17 protein-coding genes are annotated in these 20,232 nt (G+C 60.4%); 12 read left to right on the top strand and 5 right to left on the bottom strand.

The genetic code is table 11. The annotated features are described in order from the left end of the window. Positions 1-131 precede the first annotated feature (131 nt). From C8275_RS02785 to C8275_RS02755, 7 genes are all read left to right on the top strand, one after another. On the top strand, positions 132-1,139 hold the full coding sequence (locus tag C8275_RS02785; protein ID WP_022385334.1) for a M28 family peptidase: 1,008 nt from the start codon (positions 132-134) through the stop codon (positions 1,137-1,139). 175 nt (positions 1,140-1,314) lie between these two features. Continuing rightward, positions 1,315-1,737 (top strand): SufE family protein, encoded by a 423-nt coding sequence (locus tag C8275_RS02780; protein WP_106484011.1) that lies wholly within the window; start codon positions 1,315-1,317, stop codon positions 1,735-1,737. A gap of 3 nt (positions 1,738-1,740) precedes the next feature. Further along, on the top strand, positions 1,741-2,781 hold the full coding sequence (mnmA, locus tag C8275_RS02775) for a tRNA 2-thiouridine(34) synthase MnmA (RefSeq protein WP_106484010.1): 1,041 nt from the start codon (positions 1,741-1,743) through the stop codon (positions 2,779-2,781). Between the two features lie 55 nt (positions 2,782-2,836). After that, positions 2,837-4,306, top strand: a complete 1,470-nt coding sequence (gene rpoN, locus C8275_RS02770; protein WP_106484009.1) for an RNA polymerase factor sigma-54 — start codon at positions 2,837-2,839, stop codon at positions 4,304-4,306. Positions 4,307-4,319: 13 nt separating this feature from the next. Further along, the gene (locus tag C8275_RS02765; protein ID WP_022385330.1) at positions 4,320-4,937 is read left to right on the top strand and encodes a hypothetical protein; all 618 of its coding nucleotides are present in this window, start codon (positions 4,320-4,322) and stop codon (positions 4,935-4,937) included. Between the two features lie 89 nt (positions 4,938-5,026). Continuing rightward, entirely contained in the window at positions 5,027-5,536 is a 510-nt protein-coding gene (gene purE / locus C8275_RS02760; RefSeq protein WP_106484008.1) for a 5-(carboxyamino)imidazole ribonucleotide mutase, read from the top strand. A gap of 8 nt (positions 5,537-5,544) precedes the next feature. Next, entirely contained in the window at positions 5,545-7,395 is a 1,851-nt protein-coding gene (locus tag C8275_RS02755) for a 4-hydroxy-3-methylbut-2-en-1-yl diphosphate synthase (RefSeq protein WP_106484007.1), read from the top strand. Between the two features lie 511 nt (positions 7,396-7,906). Here the strand turns inward: C8275_RS02755 and ybeY are convergent. Then, positions 7,907-8,317: an rRNA maturation RNase YbeY gene (gene ybeY, locus C8275_RS02750; RefSeq protein ID WP_022385327.1), complete on the bottom strand. Its 411-nt coding sequence runs from the start codon at positions 8,315-8,317 to the stop codon at positions 7,907-7,909. A gap of 33 nt (positions 8,318-8,350) precedes the next feature. Next, positions 8,351-9,580 (bottom strand): nucleoside recognition domain-containing protein, encoded by a 1,230-nt coding sequence (locus tag C8275_RS02745; RefSeq protein ID WP_106484006.1) that lies wholly within the window; start codon positions 9,578-9,580, stop codon positions 8,351-8,353. Positions 9,581-9,878: 298 nt separating this feature from the next. On the opposite strand from C8275_RS02745, the gene C8275_RS02740 reads away from it, so the two are divergent. Then, complete coding sequence (locus tag C8275_RS02740) at positions 9,879-10,724, top strand: sugar phosphate isomerase/epimerase family protein (RefSeq protein WP_234395791.1); 846 nt, start codon at positions 9,879-9,881, stop codon at positions 10,722-10,724. Positions 10,725-11,443: 719 nt separating this feature from the next. Further along, positions 11,444-11,599, top strand: a complete 156-nt coding sequence (locus C8275_RS14580; RefSeq protein WP_157948143.1) for a hypothetical protein — start codon at positions 11,444-11,446, stop codon at positions 11,597-11,599. Between the two features lie 273 nt (positions 11,600-11,872). Here C8275_RS14580 and C8275_RS02735 read toward each other — a convergent pair whose 3' ends face one another. Then, positions 11,873-12,889, bottom strand: coding sequence for an ATP-dependent 6-phosphofructokinase (locus C8275_RS02735; protein WP_106484004.1), 1,017 nt, complete (start codon positions 12,887-12,889; stop codon positions 11,873-11,875). Positions 12,890-13,118: 229 nt separating this feature from the next. Between C8275_RS02735 and C8275_RS02730 the strand changes: the two genes are divergently transcribed. The 3 genes from C8275_RS02730 to C8275_RS02720 are packed head-to-tail and all read left to right on the top strand — an operon-like array spanning position 13,119 to position 17,402. Further along, positions 13,119-14,627, top strand: coding sequence for a GH3 auxin-responsive promoter family protein (locus C8275_RS02730; RefSeq protein WP_106484003.1), 1,509 nt, complete (start codon positions 13,119-13,121; stop codon positions 14,625-14,627). A 6-nt stretch (positions 14,628-14,633) separates the two neighbouring features. Beyond that, positions 14,634-16,595, top strand: coding sequence for an Ig-like domain-containing protein (locus tag C8275_RS02725; RefSeq protein ID WP_106625701.1), 1,962 nt, complete (start codon positions 14,634-14,636; stop codon positions 16,593-16,595). Positions 16,596-16,598: 3 nt separating this feature from the next. Continuing rightward, positions 16,599-17,402, top strand: a complete 804-nt coding sequence (locus tag C8275_RS02720) for a DUF3108 domain-containing protein (RefSeq protein WP_234395689.1) — start codon at positions 16,599-16,601, stop codon at positions 17,400-17,402. An 870-nt stretch (positions 17,403-18,272) separates the two neighbouring features. On the opposite strand, the gene C8275_RS02715 is transcribed toward C8275_RS02720, so the two are convergent. Beyond that, positions 18,273-19,205 carry a DUF5106 domain-containing protein gene (locus C8275_RS02715; RefSeq protein WP_106484002.1) on the bottom strand — a complete coding sequence of 311 codons (933 nt, stop codon included), beginning with the start codon at positions 19,203-19,205 and terminating at the stop codon, positions 18,273-18,275. 47 nt (positions 19,206-19,252) lie between these two features. Continuing rightward, the gene (locus C8275_RS02710) at positions 19,253-20,230 is read right to left on the bottom strand and encodes a lytic transglycosylase domain-containing protein (RefSeq protein WP_369861203.1); all 978 of its coding nucleotides are present in this window, start codon (positions 20,228-20,230) and stop codon (positions 19,253-19,255) included. Between the last annotated feature and the right edge of the window lie 2 nt (positions 20,231-20,232).

Here is a 20,232-nt window from a genome sequence, read left to right as displayed (position 1 = left end):
TTATCAATTAAGGAGCGTAAGCTCCGTAAAATAATCTTTCATCCTTATAAAAAACGGACGGTTCGACAGGCAGGCACGGAGAAACGCCTTATCTTTGCAGGAAATCCAAACGGCTAATCAAACACATCGTTATGAAGATACGCAACTACATGATGCTCGTCTGCGCCACGGTGGCATTGGGATGCCTCTCGTGTGCCAACAGCAAGAAAACATCGGCTGCCGAAGGAGAGACGACGGAGAAGGCGGTGCAGGTGCCTGCCTTCAATGCCGACAGTGCCTACCTCTACGTCAAGCAACAGGTGGACTTCGGTCCGCGCACACCGAACAGCCGGGCGCACGACCTCTGCGGTGACTACCTGGCCGCACGGCTGGAGTCCTTCGGCGCGAAGGTCTACAACCAGCGTGCCGACCTGACGGGCTATGACGGCAAGACGCTCAAGGCACGCAACATCATCGGCGCGTTCAACCCCGATGCCAAGCGGCGCGTACTGCTCTGCGCACACTGGGACACCCGTCCGTGGGCAGACAACGACCCCGACGAGGCAAACCACCACAAGCCCATCCTGGGCGCGAACGACGGCGCCAGCGGAGTGGGCGTGCTGCTCGAAGTGGCGCGCCAGCTGCAACAGCAGGCTCCCGCCATCGGTGTCGACATCATCTTCTTCGACATGGAGGACTCCGGCACCCCGCAGTTCGCCTCATCCATGGGCGACGACAGCCACACCTGGTGCCTGGGCTCGCAATACTGGGCACGGGCTCCCCACGTGCAGGGCTACAATGCACGCTTCGGCATCCTCCTCGACATGGTGGGCGGCAAGGGGGCGACCTTCCTGCGTGAGGGCTACTCCATGCAGCATGCTCCGTCCGTGGTGAAGAAGGTGTGGAAGGCTGCCGCCAAGCTGGGCTTCGGGAACTACTTCATCGACGAGGACGGCGGCTACGTGAACGACGACCACGGTCCGGTGAATGAGATCGCACGCATCCCGTGCATCGACATCATCAACTGCTCACTGACCGACGAGCTGTCGAGCTTCGGCAACTTCTGGCATACGCTCGACGACAACATGGACGTCATCGACCGCGCCACCTTGCAGGCAGTGGGACAGACCGTCCTCCACGTGGTGTACAACGAGAAATAACCTTGCAAGGGACAAGGGAGCATGGACAACCGGACGTTGCTCCGGCGGCGTGCCGGCACACCCGGGACGAACGGACGCCCTTACCTTATATATACAGGTGTCCGCTGACCGCCACGGGACGGCCGTGGCTCCTTGCCTGCTGTTCCTTTCCAACTGAAACCACTTTCTTATGACTATGACAATAAACGAACTACAAGACGAAGTCATCGCCGAGTTCAGTGACTTCGACGACTGGATGGACAGATACCAACTGCTCATCGACCTGGGCAATGAACAGGCTCCCCTGGACGAAGCCTACAAGACGGATTCCAACCTGATCGAGGGCTGCCAGAGCCGTGTGTGGCTGCAAGCCGACCTCATCGACGGGAAGGTGCACTTCCAGGCGGAGAGCGACGCGCTCATCGTCAAGGGCATCGTCGCCCTGCTCATCCGTGTGGTGTCCGACCATACACCGGACGAAATCCTCAACGCCGACCTGTACTTCATCGACCGCATCGGGTTGAAGGAGCACCTCTCGCCCACGCGCAGCAACGGACTGCTGGCAATGGTCAAGCAGATGCGCATGTACGCCCTCGCCTTCAAGGCAATGAACAGCTGACGGATGGGCAAGGGCGTATTGCTGGGAATGAGCGGCGGCACTGACAGTTCGGTTGCCGCCCTTCTTTTGCAGGAGCAGGGCTACGAGGTGACGGGCATCACCTTCCGCTTCCACGAGGACGAAGGCGACACCGCCTACCTGGACGATGCCCGCGAGGTGGCGGCACAGCTGGGCATCCGTCACCTGACCTACGACGCCCGCGAGGTGTTCAGGCAGACGGTCGAGGACTACTTCGTCCGCGAGTACCTGGCGGGACGCACACCCGTGCCCTGCACCCTGTGCAACAACCTGCTGAAGTGGCCCCTCCTCTGCCGGGTCGCCGACCGCGAGGGCATCCCCCACGTGGCAACGGGACACTACGTCCGCACCGTGAACGACGGCGGACGGCACTACATCGTCCGCGGAGCCGACCCCGACAAGGACCAGTCCTTCTTCCTCTGGGGTCTGCCTCAGGAGGTCATCCGCCGGATGGTGCTCCCCATGGGCGGACGGACGAAGGCGGAGGTACGCCGTCTCGCGGCAGAACGCGGGTTGCGCAAGGCAGCCGTCAAGCGCGACAGCCTGGGCGTGTGTTTCTGCCCCGGAGACTACCGTCCGTACCTCCGTGCACGGGTTGCCGACGGACGCATCCGCCCGGGCTGGTTCTACGATGAGGACGGCACGCCCTTGGGCAGGCACGAGGGCTACCCGTTCTACACCATCGGGCAGCGGCGCGGACTGGGACTCTGGCTCAACCGTCCCGTCTTCGTGAAGGACATCGACCCGACGACCAACCGCGTCACGCTCTCACCCCTCTCCTCGCTCGAACGCCGGGAGATGGTGCTCACCGACTGGCGCGTGGTCCGCCCCGACGACGTGCTCGGCCGCTCCGACGTCGACGTCCGGATACGCTACCGCAAGCAGCTCAACCGCGCCACCGTCACCCTCCTCCCCGACGGACGCCTGCACGTCCGCCTCCACGAACCCCTCACCGCCATTGCCCCCGGACAGGCCGCCGCATTCTACCGGGGCGACCGCGTGCTGGGCGGAGGGATTATTGCCTGAAAGTACATACGTGCACACAAAAATTCGCTAACTTTGCCTCGCTAAACCACTATTCATGCGACAAGGGAATTATCAGATACAGAAACAACAACAGATACAGACGCTCTCCCCCCAGCAGGTGCTGGCAGTGAAGTTGCTCGAACTGCCTACCGTCGAGCTGGAAGAGAGGGTCAAGGCGGAACTGCTCGACAATCCTGCCCTGGAGGAAGGCGAGGCCCCCGCAACCGCACAGGAGGACGGCGACGACTACACCGCCGGACCCGCCGACGACGAGGCTGCTGCCATCACCCCCGAAGACATGGAACTGGGTGACTACCGGACGGAAGACGACATCCCCGACTACAAGCTGCACGAACCGAAGACACCGGCTGCACAGGCCGAGGAGATCCCCTTCTCCGAAGCGGTCTCGTTCTACGAGCTCCTGAAGCAACAGCTGGGCGAACGTGAACTGACCGACCGTCAGCGGCAACTGGCAGAATACCTCATCGGCTCGCTCGACGACGACGGCCTGTTGCGCAAGGACTTCAACTCCATCAGTGACGAGCTGCTGTTCAACTACGGCCTGGAGACCACCCCTGCCGAACTGGAGGATGCCCTGCACGTCATCCAGGACTTCGACCCGCCCGGCGTGGGCGCACGAAGCCTCCAGGAATGCCTGCTCATCCAGATACGGCGCAAGGACGACTCCCCGCTGAAGACGCTGGAGCAGGACATCATCGGCAAGTGCTACGACGAGTTCACCCACAAGCATTGGGACAAAATCAAGCAGCGCCTCGGACTCACCGACGCGCAGTTTGAGGACGCCAAGAACGACCTCGTGCGGCTCAACCCGCGCCCGGGCAGTTCGCTGGGCGAGACCGTAGGCCGCCCCAACCAGCAGATTGTGCCCGACTTCCTGGTCGAGACCCTGGACGACGGGACGGTGACCCTCGCGCTCAATGACCACTCCGTGCCCGAGCTGCACGTCAGCCGAGAGTTCGCCGACATGCTGGACGAGCACACCCGCAACCGCGCCAACCAGAGCAAGGAGTCACGAGAGACGATGATGTTCCTCAAGCAGAAGATGGACGCTGCCCAAGGCTTTATCAACGCCGTCAAGCAGCGCCAGCAGACGATGCTCAGCACGATGCGCGCCATCATCGACCTCCAGATGCCCTTCTTCCGCGAGGGCGACGAGTCGCTGCTCCGCCCGATGATACTCAAGGACGTGGCCGCACTCACCGGACTCGACATCTCCACCATCTCGCGCGTGAGCAACAGCAAGTACGTGCAGACGAACTATGGCATCTATCCCCTGAAGTTCTTCTTCAGCGACGGCTATACGACTGACGAAGGCGAGGAGCTATCCGTCCGTGAGATACGCCGCGTGCTGAAGGAGTGTGTCGAGAAGGAAGACAAGTCGCACCCGCTCACCGACGACGAGCTGGCGCGCATACTGAAAGACAAAGGATTCGCCATCGCCCGGCGGACGGTAGCCAAGTACCGCGAGCAACTGGGCATCCCGGTGGCGCGACTACGAAAATAGACCGCTTTGCTGTATGGAAGAGAAGTATTTACGCACGGCAGCCCATCTGCTGTCCATCATATTCAGACCGTTCTACGTCCCCACGGTCGGCTTCATCGCGCTGTTCCTGTTTACCTACCTGGGGCTATTGCCCATGCGCTACCAGGTCATCATCGTGGGCGTGGTCTATCTGTTCACGGTGGTACTCCCGATGCTCGCCATCTATTTCTACCAGAAGGTGAACGGGTGGAGCCTGCGCCACCTGGGACATCGTGAGAAGCGCATCGTCCCCTATGCCATGACCATCGCCTCCTACGTCACCTGCCTGCTGCTGATGTACCGCATGGGCATCCCGCGCTTCATGTCGGGCATCCTGGTGTCATCGCTGCTCGCCATAGTCATCTGCGCGCTGGTGAACATCTGGTGGAAAATCAGCGTCCACATGGCAGCCATCGGGCAGTTCATCGGCGGGATGGTGTCGTTCAGCCTGCTGTTCTACTACGACGGGGTGGGATGGTTCTGTCTTGCCATCATCGTGGCAGGCCTGCTGGGCACGTCGCGCATCATCCTGCGGCAGCACAGCCTCAGCGAGGTCATCGTCGGCTTCCTCGTGGGCCTGGTCTGCGGGATTGCCGGCATCCTGTTCATCTGACGCGGACGGGCGATGTGCCGTCCCTGACCGGGTCCGTCCGTTCCGCCAACCGCATGCAAAAACATCAATTCACTATAAAACCAAAGACTATGAAACCTGTTGTAAGCATTATCATGGGAAGTACGTCCGACCTCCCAGTCATGGAGAAGGCAGCTCAGCTGCTTGACGAAATGCAAATCCCCTTTGAAATCAATGCGCTCTCCGCACATCGCACCCCCGAGGCTGTCGAGGCATTCGCCAAGGGCGCACGCGACCGCGGACTGAAGGTCATCATTGCCGCCGCCGGTATGGCTGCTGCCCTTCCGGGCGTGATTGCTGCCAACACCACCCTGCCCGTCATCGGCGTACCCGTGAAAGGCTCCATGCTCGACGGCGTGGACGCCCTCTACTCCATCATCCAGATGCCTGCCGGAATCCCTGTGGCTACGGTCGCCATCAACGGCGCCATGAATGCCGCCATCCTTGCCGTACAGATGCTAGCCCTGAGCGATGAGGAGCTCGCCGCCCGCTTCGCCGCCTACAAGGAGGGACTGAAGCAGAAGATTGTCAAGGCGAACGAGGACCTCAAGGCGGTGAAGTACGCTTACAAGACCAACTGAGCCCCGTCATGACAGACCTATTCAACTACGAACGCCGGGCGACGCACGAGGTGCAGGTCGGCGCCACACCGATGGGGGCTGCCAACCCCATACGCATCCAGTCGATGACCAACACGCCGACGCGCGACACCGAAGCGTCCGTCGCACAGGCAAAGCGAATCATCGACGCCGGAGGAGAGTACGTACGGCTCACCACCCAGGGAGTGGCAGAGGCTGAGAACCTACGCAACATCAACGCCGCCCTGCGCTCGCAAGGCTACCTGACGCCCCTCGTGGCAGACGTCCACTTCAACCCCAAGGTGGCGGAAGTGGCTGCACTCTATGCCGAGAAGGTGCGCATCAACCCGGGCAACTACGTCGATGCCGCACGCACCTTCAAGCACCTGGAATATACCGACGAGGAGTATGCACGCGAACTGGAGAAGATACGCGCCCGCTTCGTCCCCCTGCTCGACATCTGCAAGGCAAACCATACCGCCCTGCGCATCGGTGTGAACCACGGCTCGCTCTCCGACCGCATCATGTCGCGCTACGGCGACACGCCCGAGGGGATGGTGGAGTCGTGCATGGAGTTCCTGCGCATCTGCGTGGAGGAGAACTTCCGTGACGTGGTGGTCTCCATCAAGGCGAGCAATACCGTCGTCATGGTGAAGACCGTCCGGCTCATGGCTGCTGTCATGGAACGGGAAGGGATGGACTTTCCCCTCCATCTCGGCGTGACCGAGGCGGGTGACGGAGAGGACGGACGCATCAAGTCGGCACTGGGCATCGGCGCCCTGCTTGCCGACGGACTGGGCGACACCATCCGCGTGTCCCTCAGCGAAGAGCCGGAGGCGGAAATACCCGTAGCACGCAAACTCGTCGACCATGTGCTCGCCCGTCAGGGACACCCCTACATCCCCGGACAGGCACCTGCCTCGTTCGACTACCTCTCGCCGGTACGCCGCCGCACACGGGCAGTGGGCAACATCGGGGGCGAGAACGTCCCCGTGGTCATTGCCGAGGGCATCGTCGAGCGCACCGAGGTCAACCCGCAGTTCCAACCCGACTACATCTACGCCGCCCGTGCCCTGCCGGAGAAGCGCGAGGCGTGCGGCTACATCCTCGATGCCGACTGCTGGAGCGGCGAGGTGGGCACCTACCCTGCCTTCATGCCGTCGGGCGAAGGCGACGAGCCGCTCTTCCTGAAGCTCATGCAGTGCCCCGCGCCGATGAAGTTCCTCTTCCTGACCTACATGGCTTGCGACGACGAGATGCTCGCGCTCCTGCGCCACCACCCCGAGGTCGTGGTCATCGCACAGAGCAACCACCCCAACCGGCTGGGCGAGCTGCGCGGACTGGTCCACCAGCTCACGTGCGCCGGACTGGAGAACCCGGTGGTGATGTTCGAGCACTACGATGAGCGCGACGCGGAGGACCTTCAGATTAAGGCGGCAGCCGACCTGGGTGCCCTGCTCTTTGACGGACTGTGCGACGGCATCTTCCTCTACAACCAGGGGACGCTGCCTTCGACCGTGGTCGACGCTACCGCCTTCGGCATCCTCCAGGCCGCCCGCGTGCGGACGAGCAAGACCGAATACATCGCCTGTCCGAGCTGCGGACGCACCCTCTTCGACCTGCAGGACACGCTGGCACGCATCAAGGCTGCCACCGCCCACCTGAAAGGACTGAAGATTGGCGTTATGGGCTGCATCGTCAACGGTCCGGGCGAAATGGCGGACGCCGACTACGGCTACGTCGGTGCCGGACGCGGACGGGTGAGCCTCTACCGACGCAAGGAGTGCGTCGAGAAGAACATCCCTGCCGAGGAGGCAGTGGACAAGCTGCTGGAACTGATACGACGGGACCGGGGCGAATAAGTCTCTCTCGAAAGATAACTGAAGAAGAAGGTGTGTCAACGAGCGCACCTTCTTTTTTTTATGCCCGATTCCTTCCATCGCCCGGACTTTCTCCCGGCAAGCACCGTCGTCCGACGGACGGGAGACAAAGGCTCCCCTCGCTCAACCCAAGTGCTTGACTCACTGAACACCCGTGCTTAATCTGATACGCATAGGGACTTGACAGACCAAAGTATTATACTTTGGCAGCCTAAGTATAATACTTAGGTGGTCTAAGTATAATACTTTGGTAGGCTAAGTATGATACTTTGGTCTGTCAACCCCTCGTGGGTGTGCAGCCAAAGCCCCGTGCCTGGGCGACTGAAGGCATGCGCTTGAGCAGTCAGACGCAAAGGACGGAGGATTATGCCAACAAGCACACCCCCTCTTTTCAAAAATGAAAAGGGTGTATCGCTCATCGCGATACACCCGCTGTCTCCTCGTCCGCCTGACGGAATGCCCTCGGGAAGAAGACCGTGACTGTGTGTGAAGGTCACCTCATCGCCAACGCCTTGTTCTCGGCAGCCTCCATGATGGCACGTTCGCCCGGGCCCTTGTCGTTGATGCCGCAGAGGTGCAGGATGCCGTGGATGATGACCCGGTTCAGTTCGTCCTCGTAGGTCGTGCCGACCTGCTCCGCATTGGAACGCACGGTGTCAAGGCTGATAAAGAGGTCGCCGCTGATGACGTCCCCCTCGGTGTAGTCGAAGGTGATGATGTCGGTGTAGTAGTCGTGTTGCAGGTACTCGCGGTTCACCTCCAGTATCTTCTCGTCGTTGCAGAAGATGTAGGCTATCTCGCCCACCTGCTTGCCGTAGGTCGCAGCCACGGCTTTCACCCAGGCGCTGTTCTCGCGCCGCTTGATGGACGGCATCTTCACGCCGTCGGTGTTGTAACTGATCATATCGTTTGAGTTTATACGTTAGGCAATGGACTATCAGAAGAACAGGTACGCCATGCAGATGGCAGCAATCACACCGGCGAGGTCAGCCAGCAGTCCGCAGCCGACGGCGTGGCGCGTATGACGGATGCCCACACTGCCGAAGTAGACTGCCAGGATGTAGAACGTCGTGTCCGTCGACCCCTGGAAGATGCACGCCAGACGGCCCACGAACGAGTCGGCTCCGTAGGTTGCCATGGCATCGACCATCAGTCCGCGTGCCCCGCTGCCGCTCAACGGCTTCATCAACGCCGTGGGCAACGCACCCACGAAGTCGGTGTCACCACCGCATGCAGACACGACCCACGCGATGCCGTCCACCAGCATGTCCATCGCTCCCGATGCACGGAACACCCCGATGCCCACCAGGATGGCGACCAGGTAGGGGATGATGCGGACTGCCGTACTGAAGCCCTCCTTCGCCCCTTCGATGAACGTGTCGTAGACGTTGATGCGCCGACGTACGCCTGAGAGGATAAAGCCTATAATGATAAGGAACAGCAGGATGTTTGCCGCCGACGTCGACACGGCGTCAATCTGCACCTGCGACAGACTGCCGAAGCCCCAGATGAGGAGCGACACAACGACCGACGCACCGCCCAGGGCGATGAGCAACGTCCGGTTGAGCAGGTTGATGCGCTGGCAGAAGCTGACGCAGAGGATGCCCGCCAGCGTGGAGAAGAAGGTGGCAATGAGCAGGGGGACGAAGATATCCGTCGGCTGTGCAGCCCCCATCTGTGCCCGGTAGACCATGATGCTGATGGGGATGACGGTCAGCCCCGACGTGTTGAGCACGAGGAACATGATCATAGGGTTCGTCGCCGTGTCCTTCCGCGGATTCAGCTCCTGAAGCTGCTCCATCGCCTTCAGACCCATCGGGGTGGCAGCATTGTCCAGTCCCAGCATGTTCGCAGCAATGTTCATGAAGATGGTCCCCGTGACAGGATGCCCCTTGGGGATGTCGGGGAAGAGCCGGCAGAAGAGCGGACTCAGCCAGCGTGCCAGCAGACTGACGACACCGCCCCGCTCGCCGATGCGCATGATGCCCAGCCAAAGGGAGAGCACACCCGTCAGCCCCAACGAAATCTCAAAGGCGGTCTTCGCCGAGTCAAAGGTGGAGCTGACCATCGCGGGAAACACCGTGGTGTCTCCCCAGAAAAGGAGCTTGGCGACCGCCATGACGAAGGCGATCAGGAAAAAGGCTATCCAAATGTAGTTCAGTACCATAAGCTGTCGTATCAATGCTCCCGCACGGGAGGATGTGCAAAAGTAACACATCTTGCGGACATACGGAACGAATCCACCGTCCAAGAAGGCAGCGCGTCCGGCACACCGACGCGAAGGACATCCCACCGGAGGGGACAGGCAGGGCCGTCGGCTGGCAACGGACGACAAGCACATCGGGACGCGCATATTTCGACGGACAAAGCGTTGTAACATTCAAAAAATCATTTAACTTTGCTCCCGATATAAGCTTAACACACATACTATGAGAAAACTGATTGGACTGGCAGTCATTGCCTTAATGACTCTGCTCGTCATGCCCTCCGGACTGTCCGCAGCACAGCCCGAAGCGAAGAAGCGTTACAAAGTGTCCGTCTGCGACTGGATGATTCTCAAACGTCAGAAGATTGGCGAGTTCGCCCTGGCACGCGAACTGGGATGCGACGGTGTCGAGGTGGACATGGGCGGACTGGGCAAACGGGACACCTTCGACAACAAGCTGCGCTATCCGCACTTCCAGAAACTTTTCAGGGAGACCGCCCGGGAAAACGGGGTGGAAATCTCCTCCATCGCCATGTCGGGCTTCTACGGACAGTCCATCGTGGAGCGGGACAACTATGTGGACCTCGTGACGGACTGCCTCCACACCATGAAGGCAATGGACGTACGCACCGCCTTCCTTCCGCTGGGCGTCTGCAACCTGACGAAGAACCCCGAGCTGCGCCCCGAGCTGGTGAAACGGCTGAAGGTCATCGGCGACCTGGCGGCACGTGAGGGACGCATCATCGGCATAGAGACCTCGCTCGACGCCACCGGGGACCTGGCGCTGCTCAAGGACATCAACTCGCCCGGCATCAAAATCTACTTCAAGTTCCAGAACGCGCTTGAGGCGGGACGTGACGTATGCACGGAGCTGGAAATCCTCGGCAAGGACAACCTCTGCGAACTCATCCACTGCACTGACACCGACGGCGTGACGCTCGACCGGAACACGCGGCTCGACCTGCGGAAGGTCAAGCAGACCCTCGACCGCATGGGCTGGAGCGGATGGCTCGTCATCGAACGCTCGCGCGACACCGCGGACGTACACAACGTGAAAAAGAACTACGGCACCAACGCCACCTACCTGAAGAGCATCTTCCAGTAGGCAGCAGCACGGACGCCACCCACATATACCGACTTTTTGTGACCCCCGTCCTTCATTCCTCACGGGGCATGACAATAATTGAAGTTCCGCATACGCCCGGTCTCCCGCTGGCGAGATGAAGCCCCTTGCCCACGGCAGCGCGGGTCTGCGGAAGCTGACACTATTATAAACTTTTGTTTAACATCAAATGCCAACGCATAAGGCACAAGATTCTTCTTGCATTGCTTCTCGCCGGTTCTACTGTCCCCTCGTGGGTTGACACAGACCGAAGGCTGGATGAAGGCGAACGCCAACCCGACCGGCACCATGGAGGAACAGGACGGCACGTACGTCTACTGCACGCCGGAATAAATGCGACAACGATTCAATTGACAATTGATAATTGACAATTGAATATGTTGGACCGGTCGACCCGACCGGTCGCCCCTACATTCCTTGAAATGTTTTGTTGATGGGATTTGGCGGTCGTATCAATTTGTCAAAACGTCAAATGAATCGCCCGAGAAGGGGCTTCCTTGCACCAAAATACGAGTTGGTGAGCAGGGAGCGCCTTCTCGGGCGATTTGCGTTTTGCACCGTGACAGCCTTTCCGTCGGTTTCCTTTCCTTCTGTCTCCTTTCCCCTCCCATCCGTTCCCTTCCGTCGGTCTTTTCACACGGACGGACGCAATTTCACACATCGAAAATCATGCCCCTTTGGGCTCTAAAAAATGGGGACAGATGGCTGTTTTCGTACGGACGAACGACTACGACGGTGCGGACACGTCGGTACGGTGGTGCGGACGCGTCCGTACGAAGCCAATCACAGGTGCTTCGGATGGTGAAAATGGGTTCGGCGGATGGTTCTTCTATGTTATAAAGAGTGTAATTGTGTGAATAACAGTTTATTTTAATGCATTCTGACGGACGTATCTTAAAATATTTAACGCGCAATTTTCTAATTGGGACAAATTTGCGGATTTGTGCGTTACCTGAAAACGGCAAATCGGGAAATTATGATGTTAAAACTGGGAAAACGGTATCACTTTGACAAACGGACCTGTTGGACCGGGCGACCAGACCGGTCGCCCCTACATTCACCGCCTTGTGAAACCGTTTCCACGCCGCAGGGCAATTGTCAATTGTCCATTGTCAATTGTCAATTAACCATCACCCGAAGCAGACTCCCATCCGTTTGCCTTGGACGATGAGGTCGGCATCGGGGGTGACCAGCTTCACCTTGCCCGCCACGTCGGTCAGCGGAATCGAAGAGATGGTGTCGCCCTGCAACGTCACCATGCGGCCGAAGCGGCGGTCGGCAATCAGCTCCACGGCATGACCGCCCATGAGGGTGGCAAGGTTGCGGTCGAACGACGTCGGGGTGCCACCGCGCTGCAGATAGCCCAGCACCGTCTCGCGCGTCTCGAAGCCCGTCTCATACTCTATCTCCTGCGCGATGTATTCACCTGCCCGCTTGCGGCTGTCGGCGTCGGTGTGGATGCCTTCCGCCACGACCACAATGCTGTAGGGCTTCCCCCGCTTGAGGCGGTCGATGATGACATTGCCCAGATTGCGCATCTTGTAGGGAAGCTCCGGAAGGAGGATGATGTCGCCCCCGCCAGCCATGCCGCTGTGCAGTGCCAGCCAACCCGCCTCGTGGCCCATGACCTCGATGACCATCACCCGCTTGTGCGAGCTGGCGGTGGAGTGAAGGCGGTCGATCGCTTCGGTCGCTACCTCGACCGCCGAGTCAAAGCCCAGCGACGAGTCCGTCCCCCAGATGTCGTTGTCGATGGTCTGCGGGATGGTCACCACGTTCACACCCATGGCAGCGATGCGCGCCGCCGTGTTCTGCGTGCCGTTTCCCCCGATGCACACCAGGCACTCGATGCCCTGCTGCTCGATGGTCTGCATCATGCGGCGGGCGTTCTCCGTCTGGCTGTCGCTCCCCCGGCGGGGAAAAAGCTTGACACGCGACGTCCCCAGCACGGTGCCGCCCATGCCGAGCAGTCCCGACAGGTTGTCCGTCCCGAACGGCTCCACATCGTTGTCGAGCAGCCCCTGGAAGCCGCTGTGGATGCCTACGACCTCCATACCATAATGATTGATAGCTATTTTGCTTACGCCGCGGAGCGTGGCGTTGATGCCCGGACAATCGCCCCCGGATGTCAGAATTCCGATTCTCATAACTAGCGTGTGTCTATTCGTTAAAACTTCACGGTAAAGATAGAGCTTTTCAAATCTTTATACTACTTTTGTCCGTCAAAAAGAACGAGAAAGAGTATGAACAGCCGCCTGCCCGGGCACTGACAGACCGGGCAGCATCCGTCCGCCGGACAGCCCGCAGGGACCCGCCGCGCGGCACGGGACTGTAAGTTGAGTTCACGGAACCCAAGTAAGCAATATTTCAAGACGAATGAATACGACCAGACTCATTGGAAAACTGTTTGCCCCCCGCCAGAAGGCACTCGACGCCTACGCCACCCGCGCCGTCGCGTTGCAGGATGCCGTGCTGCGCCGCCTCCTGTCCGAAGCGGCAGGTACCGAGTGGGGCAAGGCACACCAGTATGCAGGCATACGCTCCTACGAGGACTACCGCCGGCTGGTGCCCGTGCAGACCTACGATGATGTGAAACCCTATATCGAGCGCATGCGACACGGCGAGAGCGACGTCCTCTGGAAGGGGCAGGTGCGCTGGTACGCCAAGTCGTCGGGCACGACCAACGACAAGAGCAAGTTCATCCCCGTCAGTCCCGACGGTCTGAAAAGGATACACTACGCCGGCGGAACCGACTGCGTGGCGTCCTACCTGCGCAACAACCCCGACAGCCGCTTTTTCTCAGGCAAGGGGCTGATACTCGGCGGCAGCCACGCCCCGAACTACAACCTCAAGGACAGCCTGGTGGGCGACCTCTCCGCCATCCTCATCCAGAACGTGAACCCGCTGGTGAACCTCATCCGCGTCCCGAAGAAGGAAATCGCCCTGCTCAGCGACTTCGAGGTGAAGCGCGACCGCATCGCCCGCAGCACCATTGGGAAAAACGTCACCAACCTCTCCGGCGTCCCCTCGTGGATGCTCTCCGTGCTCCGTCGCGTGCTGGAGCTGACGGGCAAGGACTCCCTCGAACAGGTGTGGCCGAACCTCGAAGTGTTCTTCCACGGCGGAGTGGCGTTCGCGCCCTACCGCGAGCAGTACCGCCAGCTCATCCGCAGCGACCGCATGCACTATGTGGAGACGTACAACGCCAGCGAGGGCTTCTTCGGCGTGCAGACCGACCCGACGGATGCCTCGATGACGCTCATGGTGGACTACGACGTCTTCTACGAATTCATCCCGATGGACGAGTTCGGCAAGGCGGACCCCACCGTCGTCCCCCTCGAAGGGGTGGAGACGGGCAAGAACTACGCCATGCTCATCAGTACCAGCTGCGGCCTGTGGCGGTACCTCATCGGCGACACCGTCCGCTTCACCCGCAAGGACCCCTACCGCTTCGTGATTACCGGACGGACGAAGCACTTCATCAACGCCTTCGGCGAGGAGCTCATCGTCGACAATGCCGAGAAGGGGCTGGAGGTGGCATGCGCCGGGACGGGCGCACAGATTGCCGACTACACCGCCGCCCCCGTGTTCATGGACTCCGACGCCAAGTGCCGCCACCAGTGGCTCATCGAGTTTGCCGTCCTGCCCGACTCGACCGAACGCTTCGCACGCATCCTCGACCGTGCGCTGCAACAAATCAACTCAGACTATGAGGCAAAGCGATACAAGGACATCACGCTCCAGCCCCTCGAAGTGGTCGTAGCGCGGAAGAACCTCTTCCACGACTGGCTCAAGGAGAAGGGAAAGCTCGGCGGACAGCACAAGGTGCCCCGGCTGAGCAATACGCGTGAGTACATCGACGAACTGCTGCGCCTGAACCGATAAATGACAATGAACCGCAAGAAACATACCCACCTGTTGAAGACGCTCGCGGGGCCCCTGGGCATCCTGCTTGCCCTCCTGGCGTACGCCTGTGCCAGCCCCGGTACCCCCGACGGGGGACCCTATGACGAAGACCCGCCCGTGCTGCTGAAGTGCTCGCCCGAACTGATGGCGACGAACAACAAGCAGAAGAAGATCACCCTGACCTTCGACGAGTTCATCAAGCTGGAGAACGCCAACGAGAAAGTCGTCGTCTCCCCGCCCCAGATTGAGGCTCCGGAAATCAAGACCAGCGGAAAGAAGGTCGAGGTAGCCCTGCTGGACTCCCTCCACCCGAACACCACCTACACCATTGACTTCTCCGACGCCATCGTCGACAACAACGAGGGCAACCCGCTGGGCAACTTCGCATTCACCTTCTCCACCGGGGAGCGCATCGACACGCTGGAGGTCTCGGGGACTGTCCTTGACGCCTCGAACCTCGAACCCATCAAGGGCATCCTCGTCGGGCTGCATGCCGACCTGGCGGACTCTGCCTTCGTAACCCGCCCCTTCGACCGCGTCGCCCGCACGGACAGCCGCGGCCGCTTCACCATCCGGGGCATCGCGCCGGGAACCTACCATGCCTACGCCCTCCAGGACGTGGACCAGAACTTCACCTTCTCTCAGAAAAGCGAGATGATTGCGTTCTCGGACGACTCCATCTGCCCGTCCTTTGACTTCCGCACACGCAAGGACACCCTCTGGCTCAGCGCCGACAGCATCGCCATCGACACCATCAAGGAGGTGCAGTACACCCACTTCATGCCCGACAACATCGTGCTCCGCGCCTTCACCGAACAGGCGGTTACCCAGTACATGACCAAGAACGAACGCCTCGTCCCCTGGAAGTTCTCCCTCTTCTTCGCTGCGCCGGCAGACACCCTGCCGACCCTCGAAGGCATGAACTTCGACGCACACGACGCCTTCATCATCGAGAAGAGTGCGAAGAACGACACCATCGACTACTGGCTCAAGGACTCCCTCGTCTACAACATCGACACCCTCCGCATGCGCGTCACCTACCTCGCGTCGGACACCCTCAACCGGCTCGTCACCCAGACCGACACCCTGGAGCTGGCACCGAAGACCACCCGGGAGAAGATAGCCAAGGAGAAGGCTGACAAGCTCGCCGAGTGGAAGAAGGAGCTGGAGAAGAAGCTCAAGCGACGCAAGAAGAACGACAGCATCCCCATCGATACCGTCCCACCCGTCGAGTACCTCAAGGTCACCGCCGGCGCGCCCTCGCCCCTGGAGCTGTACCAGAACATCAGTTTCGCATTCGACGAGCCCCTCGCCGCCATCGACACGTCCGCCTTCCACCTGCACGAGGTGGTCGATTCGGTAGACGTGGAGGTGCCCTTCGTCTTCCGTCAGAAGAAAGGCAAGCTGCGCGAGTATGAGCTGCTCGCCGAGTGGCACCCCGGAGCGGAGTTCAAGCTGAAGGTAGACTCGCTGGCATTCACCGGACTGTACGGGCTCTCGTCCGACAAAATCGAACAGAACATCAAGGTCCGTCCGCTGGAGGAGTACGCCTCCCTCTTCCTGAACCTGCCCGGCGCCGACACCACCGCCATCGTGCAGCTGCTCGACGCCCAGGACAAGCCCGTCCGCCAGGCACACATCGCCGACGGGCGCGCGGAGTTCTACTTCGTCAACCCCGGGAAGTACTACGTCCGCCTCTTCTACGACCGCAACGGCAACGGTGTCTGGGATACCGGACTCTACGAGGAACACCGCCAGGCGGAGGAGGTCTTCTACTACCCGCAGCCGCTGGAGCTGAAGGCACAGTGGGACGTGGAGCAGGACTGGAACCTCAACGCCGTCCCCGTCGACCGACAGAAACCGCTGGAAATCACCAAGCAGAAGCCCGACGAGAAGAAGAGCGTGCGGGGACGCAATGCTGAACGTGAACGCAATAAAAGGAAATAGGCTATGAAACGAATCATTTTGCTGTGCCTCTGCATGCTGGCTGCCTGGTCCGTCCGGGCACAGTACGAGGCGGAGAACAAAGCCTTCAAGGCTGGAGAGCGCGTGACCTACGACCTCTACTTCAACTGGAAGTTCGTCTGGGTGAAGGCGGGGACTGCCGAAATGGCAATCCACAACACGACCTGGCACGGCGAGCCTGCCTACCGCACGTACCTCCAGACGAAGGGCAACAAGCGTGCGGACTTCTTCTTCGTCATGCGCGACACGCTGGAGAATGTCATGTCCCAGAAGCTCGTCCCCTACTTCTTCCGCAAGGGTGCGGAGGAAGGGAAGCACTACACCGTCGACTCGGTCACGTTCACCTATAAGGACGGCAAGAGCCACATCCGCCAGTCGCGCCACCGCCGGGGCCGTGACCCCAAGTTCGCCAACGACGTGACGGACTACTGCGTCTACGACATGCTGAGCATCCTGGCACGTGCCCGTTCGTTCGACCCGACGAACTACCGCGTGGGGCAGAAGATACGCTTCCCCATGGCGACAGGTTCTGCCATCGAGGAGCAGACACTCATCTTCCGCGGACGGGAGGTGGTGGATGCGAACGACAAGCACGACTACCACTGTCTGAAATTCTCCCTGGTGGAGTACAAGGATGGTAAGGAGAAGGAGGTCATCACGTTCTTCATCACCGACGACGCGAACCACCTCCCCGTGCGCCTGGACATGTACCTGAACTTCGGCAGCGCCAAGGCTTTCCTCACGGGCGTACACGGCAACCGCCACCCCATCACCTCACGGGTCAAATGAGGCATGGGACATTGCCGTCCGTTCATTTTGTCAAAACGGCACCATTTACCGGATTTTAACATCACATTTTCCCGATTCGGCGTTTTCAGCTGACGCGTACTTTCGCAATTTTATCCCTCCCAGAAAATAGCGCGTTAAATATTTTAAGATACGTCCATCTAAACAGACTGAAAATAACGTAACTTTACACAATTACACGCTTTCTAACGTAGAAAAAGCGTCCGCCGCACCCATTTTCACCACCCGAAGCACCTGTGATTGGCTTCGTACGGACGAACGACTACCGTCGTACCGACGTGTCCGCACCGTCGTGGTCGTTCGTCCGTACGAAAACAGTCCCCTGTCCCCATTTTTTAGAGCCCGAAGGAGCGCAATTCCGGATGTGTGATATTGCGTCCGTCCGTGTGAAAAGACCGACGGAAGGGAACAAAGGAAGAGAAGAGCTAAACAGAAGGAAAGAGAACAGGAAAAAAGGCTGTCACGATGCAAAACGCAAATCGCCCGAGAAGGCGCTCCGCGGTCACCAACTCGTATTTTGGTGCAAGGAAGCCCCTTCTCGGGCGATTCATTTGACGTTTTGACAAATTGATAAAAACGTCGGACCGCATCAACAAAACATTTCTCAAAATGTAGGGGCGACCGGTCTGGTCGCCCGGTCCAATGAACGGATGCGCACACATGCCGCAGGGCAATTGACAATGGACAATGGACAATTGACAATTGAATCGGTGCCAACGAATAACGCCGGGCAATTGGACCGGGCGACCAGACCGGTCGCCCCTACATTCACCGCCTTATGGTCTCGTCCTCACGCCGCACGGAAATTGTCAATTGTCCATTGTCAATTGTCAATTGAAACGTTGTCAATTGTCAATTGTCCTGTTCCTCCTTCCACCGTTGCAGCAGGGCAGGCAGGCTCGTATCCTTGAGCACGACCTTCTTGTCGGCGTCGAGGAGGTAGAGCGACGGCATCGCCTTGAGGTCATAGAGCGGCATGTCCTTCACGGCGCACGCCGTGTCCGTCGCCACGGTCCAAGTGTGGGGCAGCAGGGGAGCAGTCTCGCGCCACACCTCCTGGTTGCCCTCGGTGTAGACCGCCAGCACGCGCAGTCCGCCCTTGATGCGGGCAGCCAGTTCCTCGGACGCGACGAGCGCCTGGAGCGTCGCCTGACAGTGCTCGCACTCGGGGTCATAGAACACCAGCAGCAGCTCCCGGGCAGGGGTGGCATGCAGCGACGAAGGCTCTTCGCGCGGATAGAGCAGGAAGGGGAAGTCCGTCGCCGGGGTGCCCGGACGGTTCTTGGCGATGAGGTCCAGACGGAAGGTCAGGCGGCTCTTGTCGGCATAGCCCACGGACGGGAGGGCGAGCAGCGGACGGACGAGGGTGGCGTACAGCTCCTCGTTCACGTAGGGGGAGTTGGGGTCGTAGAGGTACTTCTCGGCGTTGGTGAGCAGGAAGGTGAGGGCGGCAGGATGGGGCGCGGCACGCTTCACGAGCGAGTCGAGCGCAGCCCCGACGTCACCGGGGAGTGCCTGCGGCAGGAGAGCGATGAAGTTCGCAAAGCCCTGCTCGCCCACGTCAGGATTGGTGAGGGAGGTGGAGTCGGCAAAGTCGAACTCGTCCCAAAAGTGGCGCACGAGGTATGCCAGACGTTGGTCCGGTTCGGTCATCAGGTCGGGAATCTCAGGGAAGACGAACGTTGTCGGCTTGGCGGGAGCAGTCTCCGCAGCCTTCCGTCCGCTGGTGCCGCCCCCGCAGGCAGCGAGGGCAAGGGCAAGGATACATAAGGTGATGGTTCTCATAAATGTGTATGTGGTTTGTGGATGGTCTGTCGGTCGTCGGGCGGACGTCAGTCGATGACCCACGCCGGGTCATGCGGACGGGTGTCCTGCGGACGGTAATGGAGCGACGCGCTGTCGGGGATGGCGATGCGGTAGCGCCTCCGGGAACGGTTCTGGAGCGTGTAGCCCTGTATCCAGGGGTTCGCCTCCTTGAGCTGACGGACGAGCAGTCCGTGTTCGCGGGCGAAGTCGGTGAGCGAGGCGATGGGGGTGTCCACCTCCACGTAAGTGTACTTCACCGGGGGATAGAGCTGGCTGCGCCGCAGGCAGAACCCGAAGCGGCGGGGGTTGGCGAAGAGCTCCTTCGCGGCGAGCAGGCGGAACATGTAGCGCGTGGTCTCCTTGTTGAGCCACAGGTCGGTCGCGCGGTCCGCCTCCTGACGCTCCAGCTCGCGGGAGATGCGCCCCTGCCCGGCGTTGTAGCTGGCGGCTACGGTGAGCCAGTCGCCATAGCGTGCATAGGCATCCTTGAGGTAGCGGCAGGCGGCACGGGTCGCCTTCTCCACGTGGTAGCGTTCGTCGATGTGGTCGTTGACCTCCAGCCCGTACTGCCGTCCGGTGGCTTCGATAAACTGCCACAGCCCGGCGGCATGTGCCGGCGAGTACGCCCGCTCGTCGAGGGAGCTCTCGATGACAGCCAGGTACTTGAGGTCGTCGGGCACTCCCTCCTGACGGAGGATGGGTTCGATGACGGGGAAGTAGCGGTTGGCACGTTTGAGGGCCAGCAGGGTGGAGGCGTGCATGTAGGTGAAGGCACACTGTTCGCGGTCCATGCGTTCGCGCAGGTCGGCGCGGTCGAGCCTCAGCGTGTCCCCGGCGAAGACGACGGCGTCCGGGACGTCGGGCGACACGGTGGCAAAGGGGAGTTGGGACTGCGGCACGTCGCGCTCTCCGGTGGAGAGGCAGGCATAGAGTGCAGGCAGCGCGGCTCCGGCAACGAGGAGCAGCAGGGCGTAAAGCGTTCGGCTGAATAAGTGCGGTTTTATCA

The organism is Bacteroides sp. Marseille-P3684 (assembly GCF_900291465.1).
Classification (GTDB): Bacteria; Bacteroidota; Bacteroidia; order Bacteroidales; family Bacteroidaceae; genus Phocaeicola_A.
This window is presented reverse-complemented; position numbering and strand designations above follow the sequence as displayed.

Coding starts and splice junctions, on each gene's coding strand:
- purE (WP_106484008.1), top strand. CDS start 5,027: ATGAAACCTGTTGTAAGCATTATCATGGGAAGTACGTCCGACCTCCCA.
- C8275_RS02740 (WP_234395791.1), top strand. CDS start 9,879: ATGACTCTGCTCGTCATGCCCTCCGGACTGTCCGCAGCACAGCCCGAA.
- C8275_RS02730 (WP_106484003.1), top strand. CDS start 13,119: ATGAATACGACCAGACTCATTGGAAAACTGTTTGCCCCCCGCCAGAAG.
- mnmA (WP_106484010.1), top strand. CDS start 1,741: ATGGGCAAGGGCGTATTGCTGGGAATGAGCGGCGGCACTGACAGTTCG.
- C8275_RS02735 (WP_106484004.1), bottom strand. CDS start 12,889: ATGAGAATCGGAATTCTGACATCCGGGGGCGATTGTCCGGGCATCAAC.
- ybeY (WP_022385327.1), bottom strand. CDS start 8,317: ATGATCAGTTACAACACCGACGGCGTGAAGATGCCGTCCATCAAGCGG.
- C8275_RS02765 (WP_022385330.1), top strand. CDS start 4,320: ATGGAAGAGAAGTATTTACGCACGGCAGCCCATCTGCTGTCCATCATA.
- C8275_RS14580 (WP_157948143.1), top strand. CDS start 11,444: ATGGCTGTTTTCGTACGGACGAACGACTACGACGGTGCGGACACGTCG.
- C8275_RS02715 (WP_106484002.1), bottom strand. CDS start 19,205: ATGAGAACCATCACCTTATGTATCCTTGCCCTTGCCCTCGCTGCCTGC.
- C8275_RS02785 (WP_022385334.1), top strand. CDS start 132: ATGAAGATACGCAACTACATGATGCTCGTCTGCGCCACGGTGGCATTG.
- C8275_RS02780 (WP_106484011.1), top strand. CDS start 1,315: ATGACAATAAACGAACTACAAGACGAAGTCATCGCCGAGTTCAGTGAC.
- C8275_RS02745 (WP_106484006.1), bottom strand. CDS start 9,580: ATGGTACTGAACTACATTTGGATAGCCTTTTTCCTGATCGCCTTCGTC.
- rpoN (WP_106484009.1), top strand. CDS start 2,837: ATGCGACAAGGGAATTATCAGATACAGAAACAACAACAGATACAGACG.
- C8275_RS02720 (WP_234395689.1), top strand. CDS start 16,599: ATGAAACGAATCATTTTGCTGTGCCTCTGCATGCTGGCTGCCTGGTCC.
- C8275_RS02755 (WP_106484007.1), top strand. CDS start 5,545: ATGACAGACCTATTCAACTACGAACGCCGGGCGACGCACGAGGTGCAG.
- C8275_RS02725 (WP_106625701.1), top strand. CDS start 14,634: ATGAACCGCAAGAAACATACCCACCTGTTGAAGACGCTCGCGGGGCCC.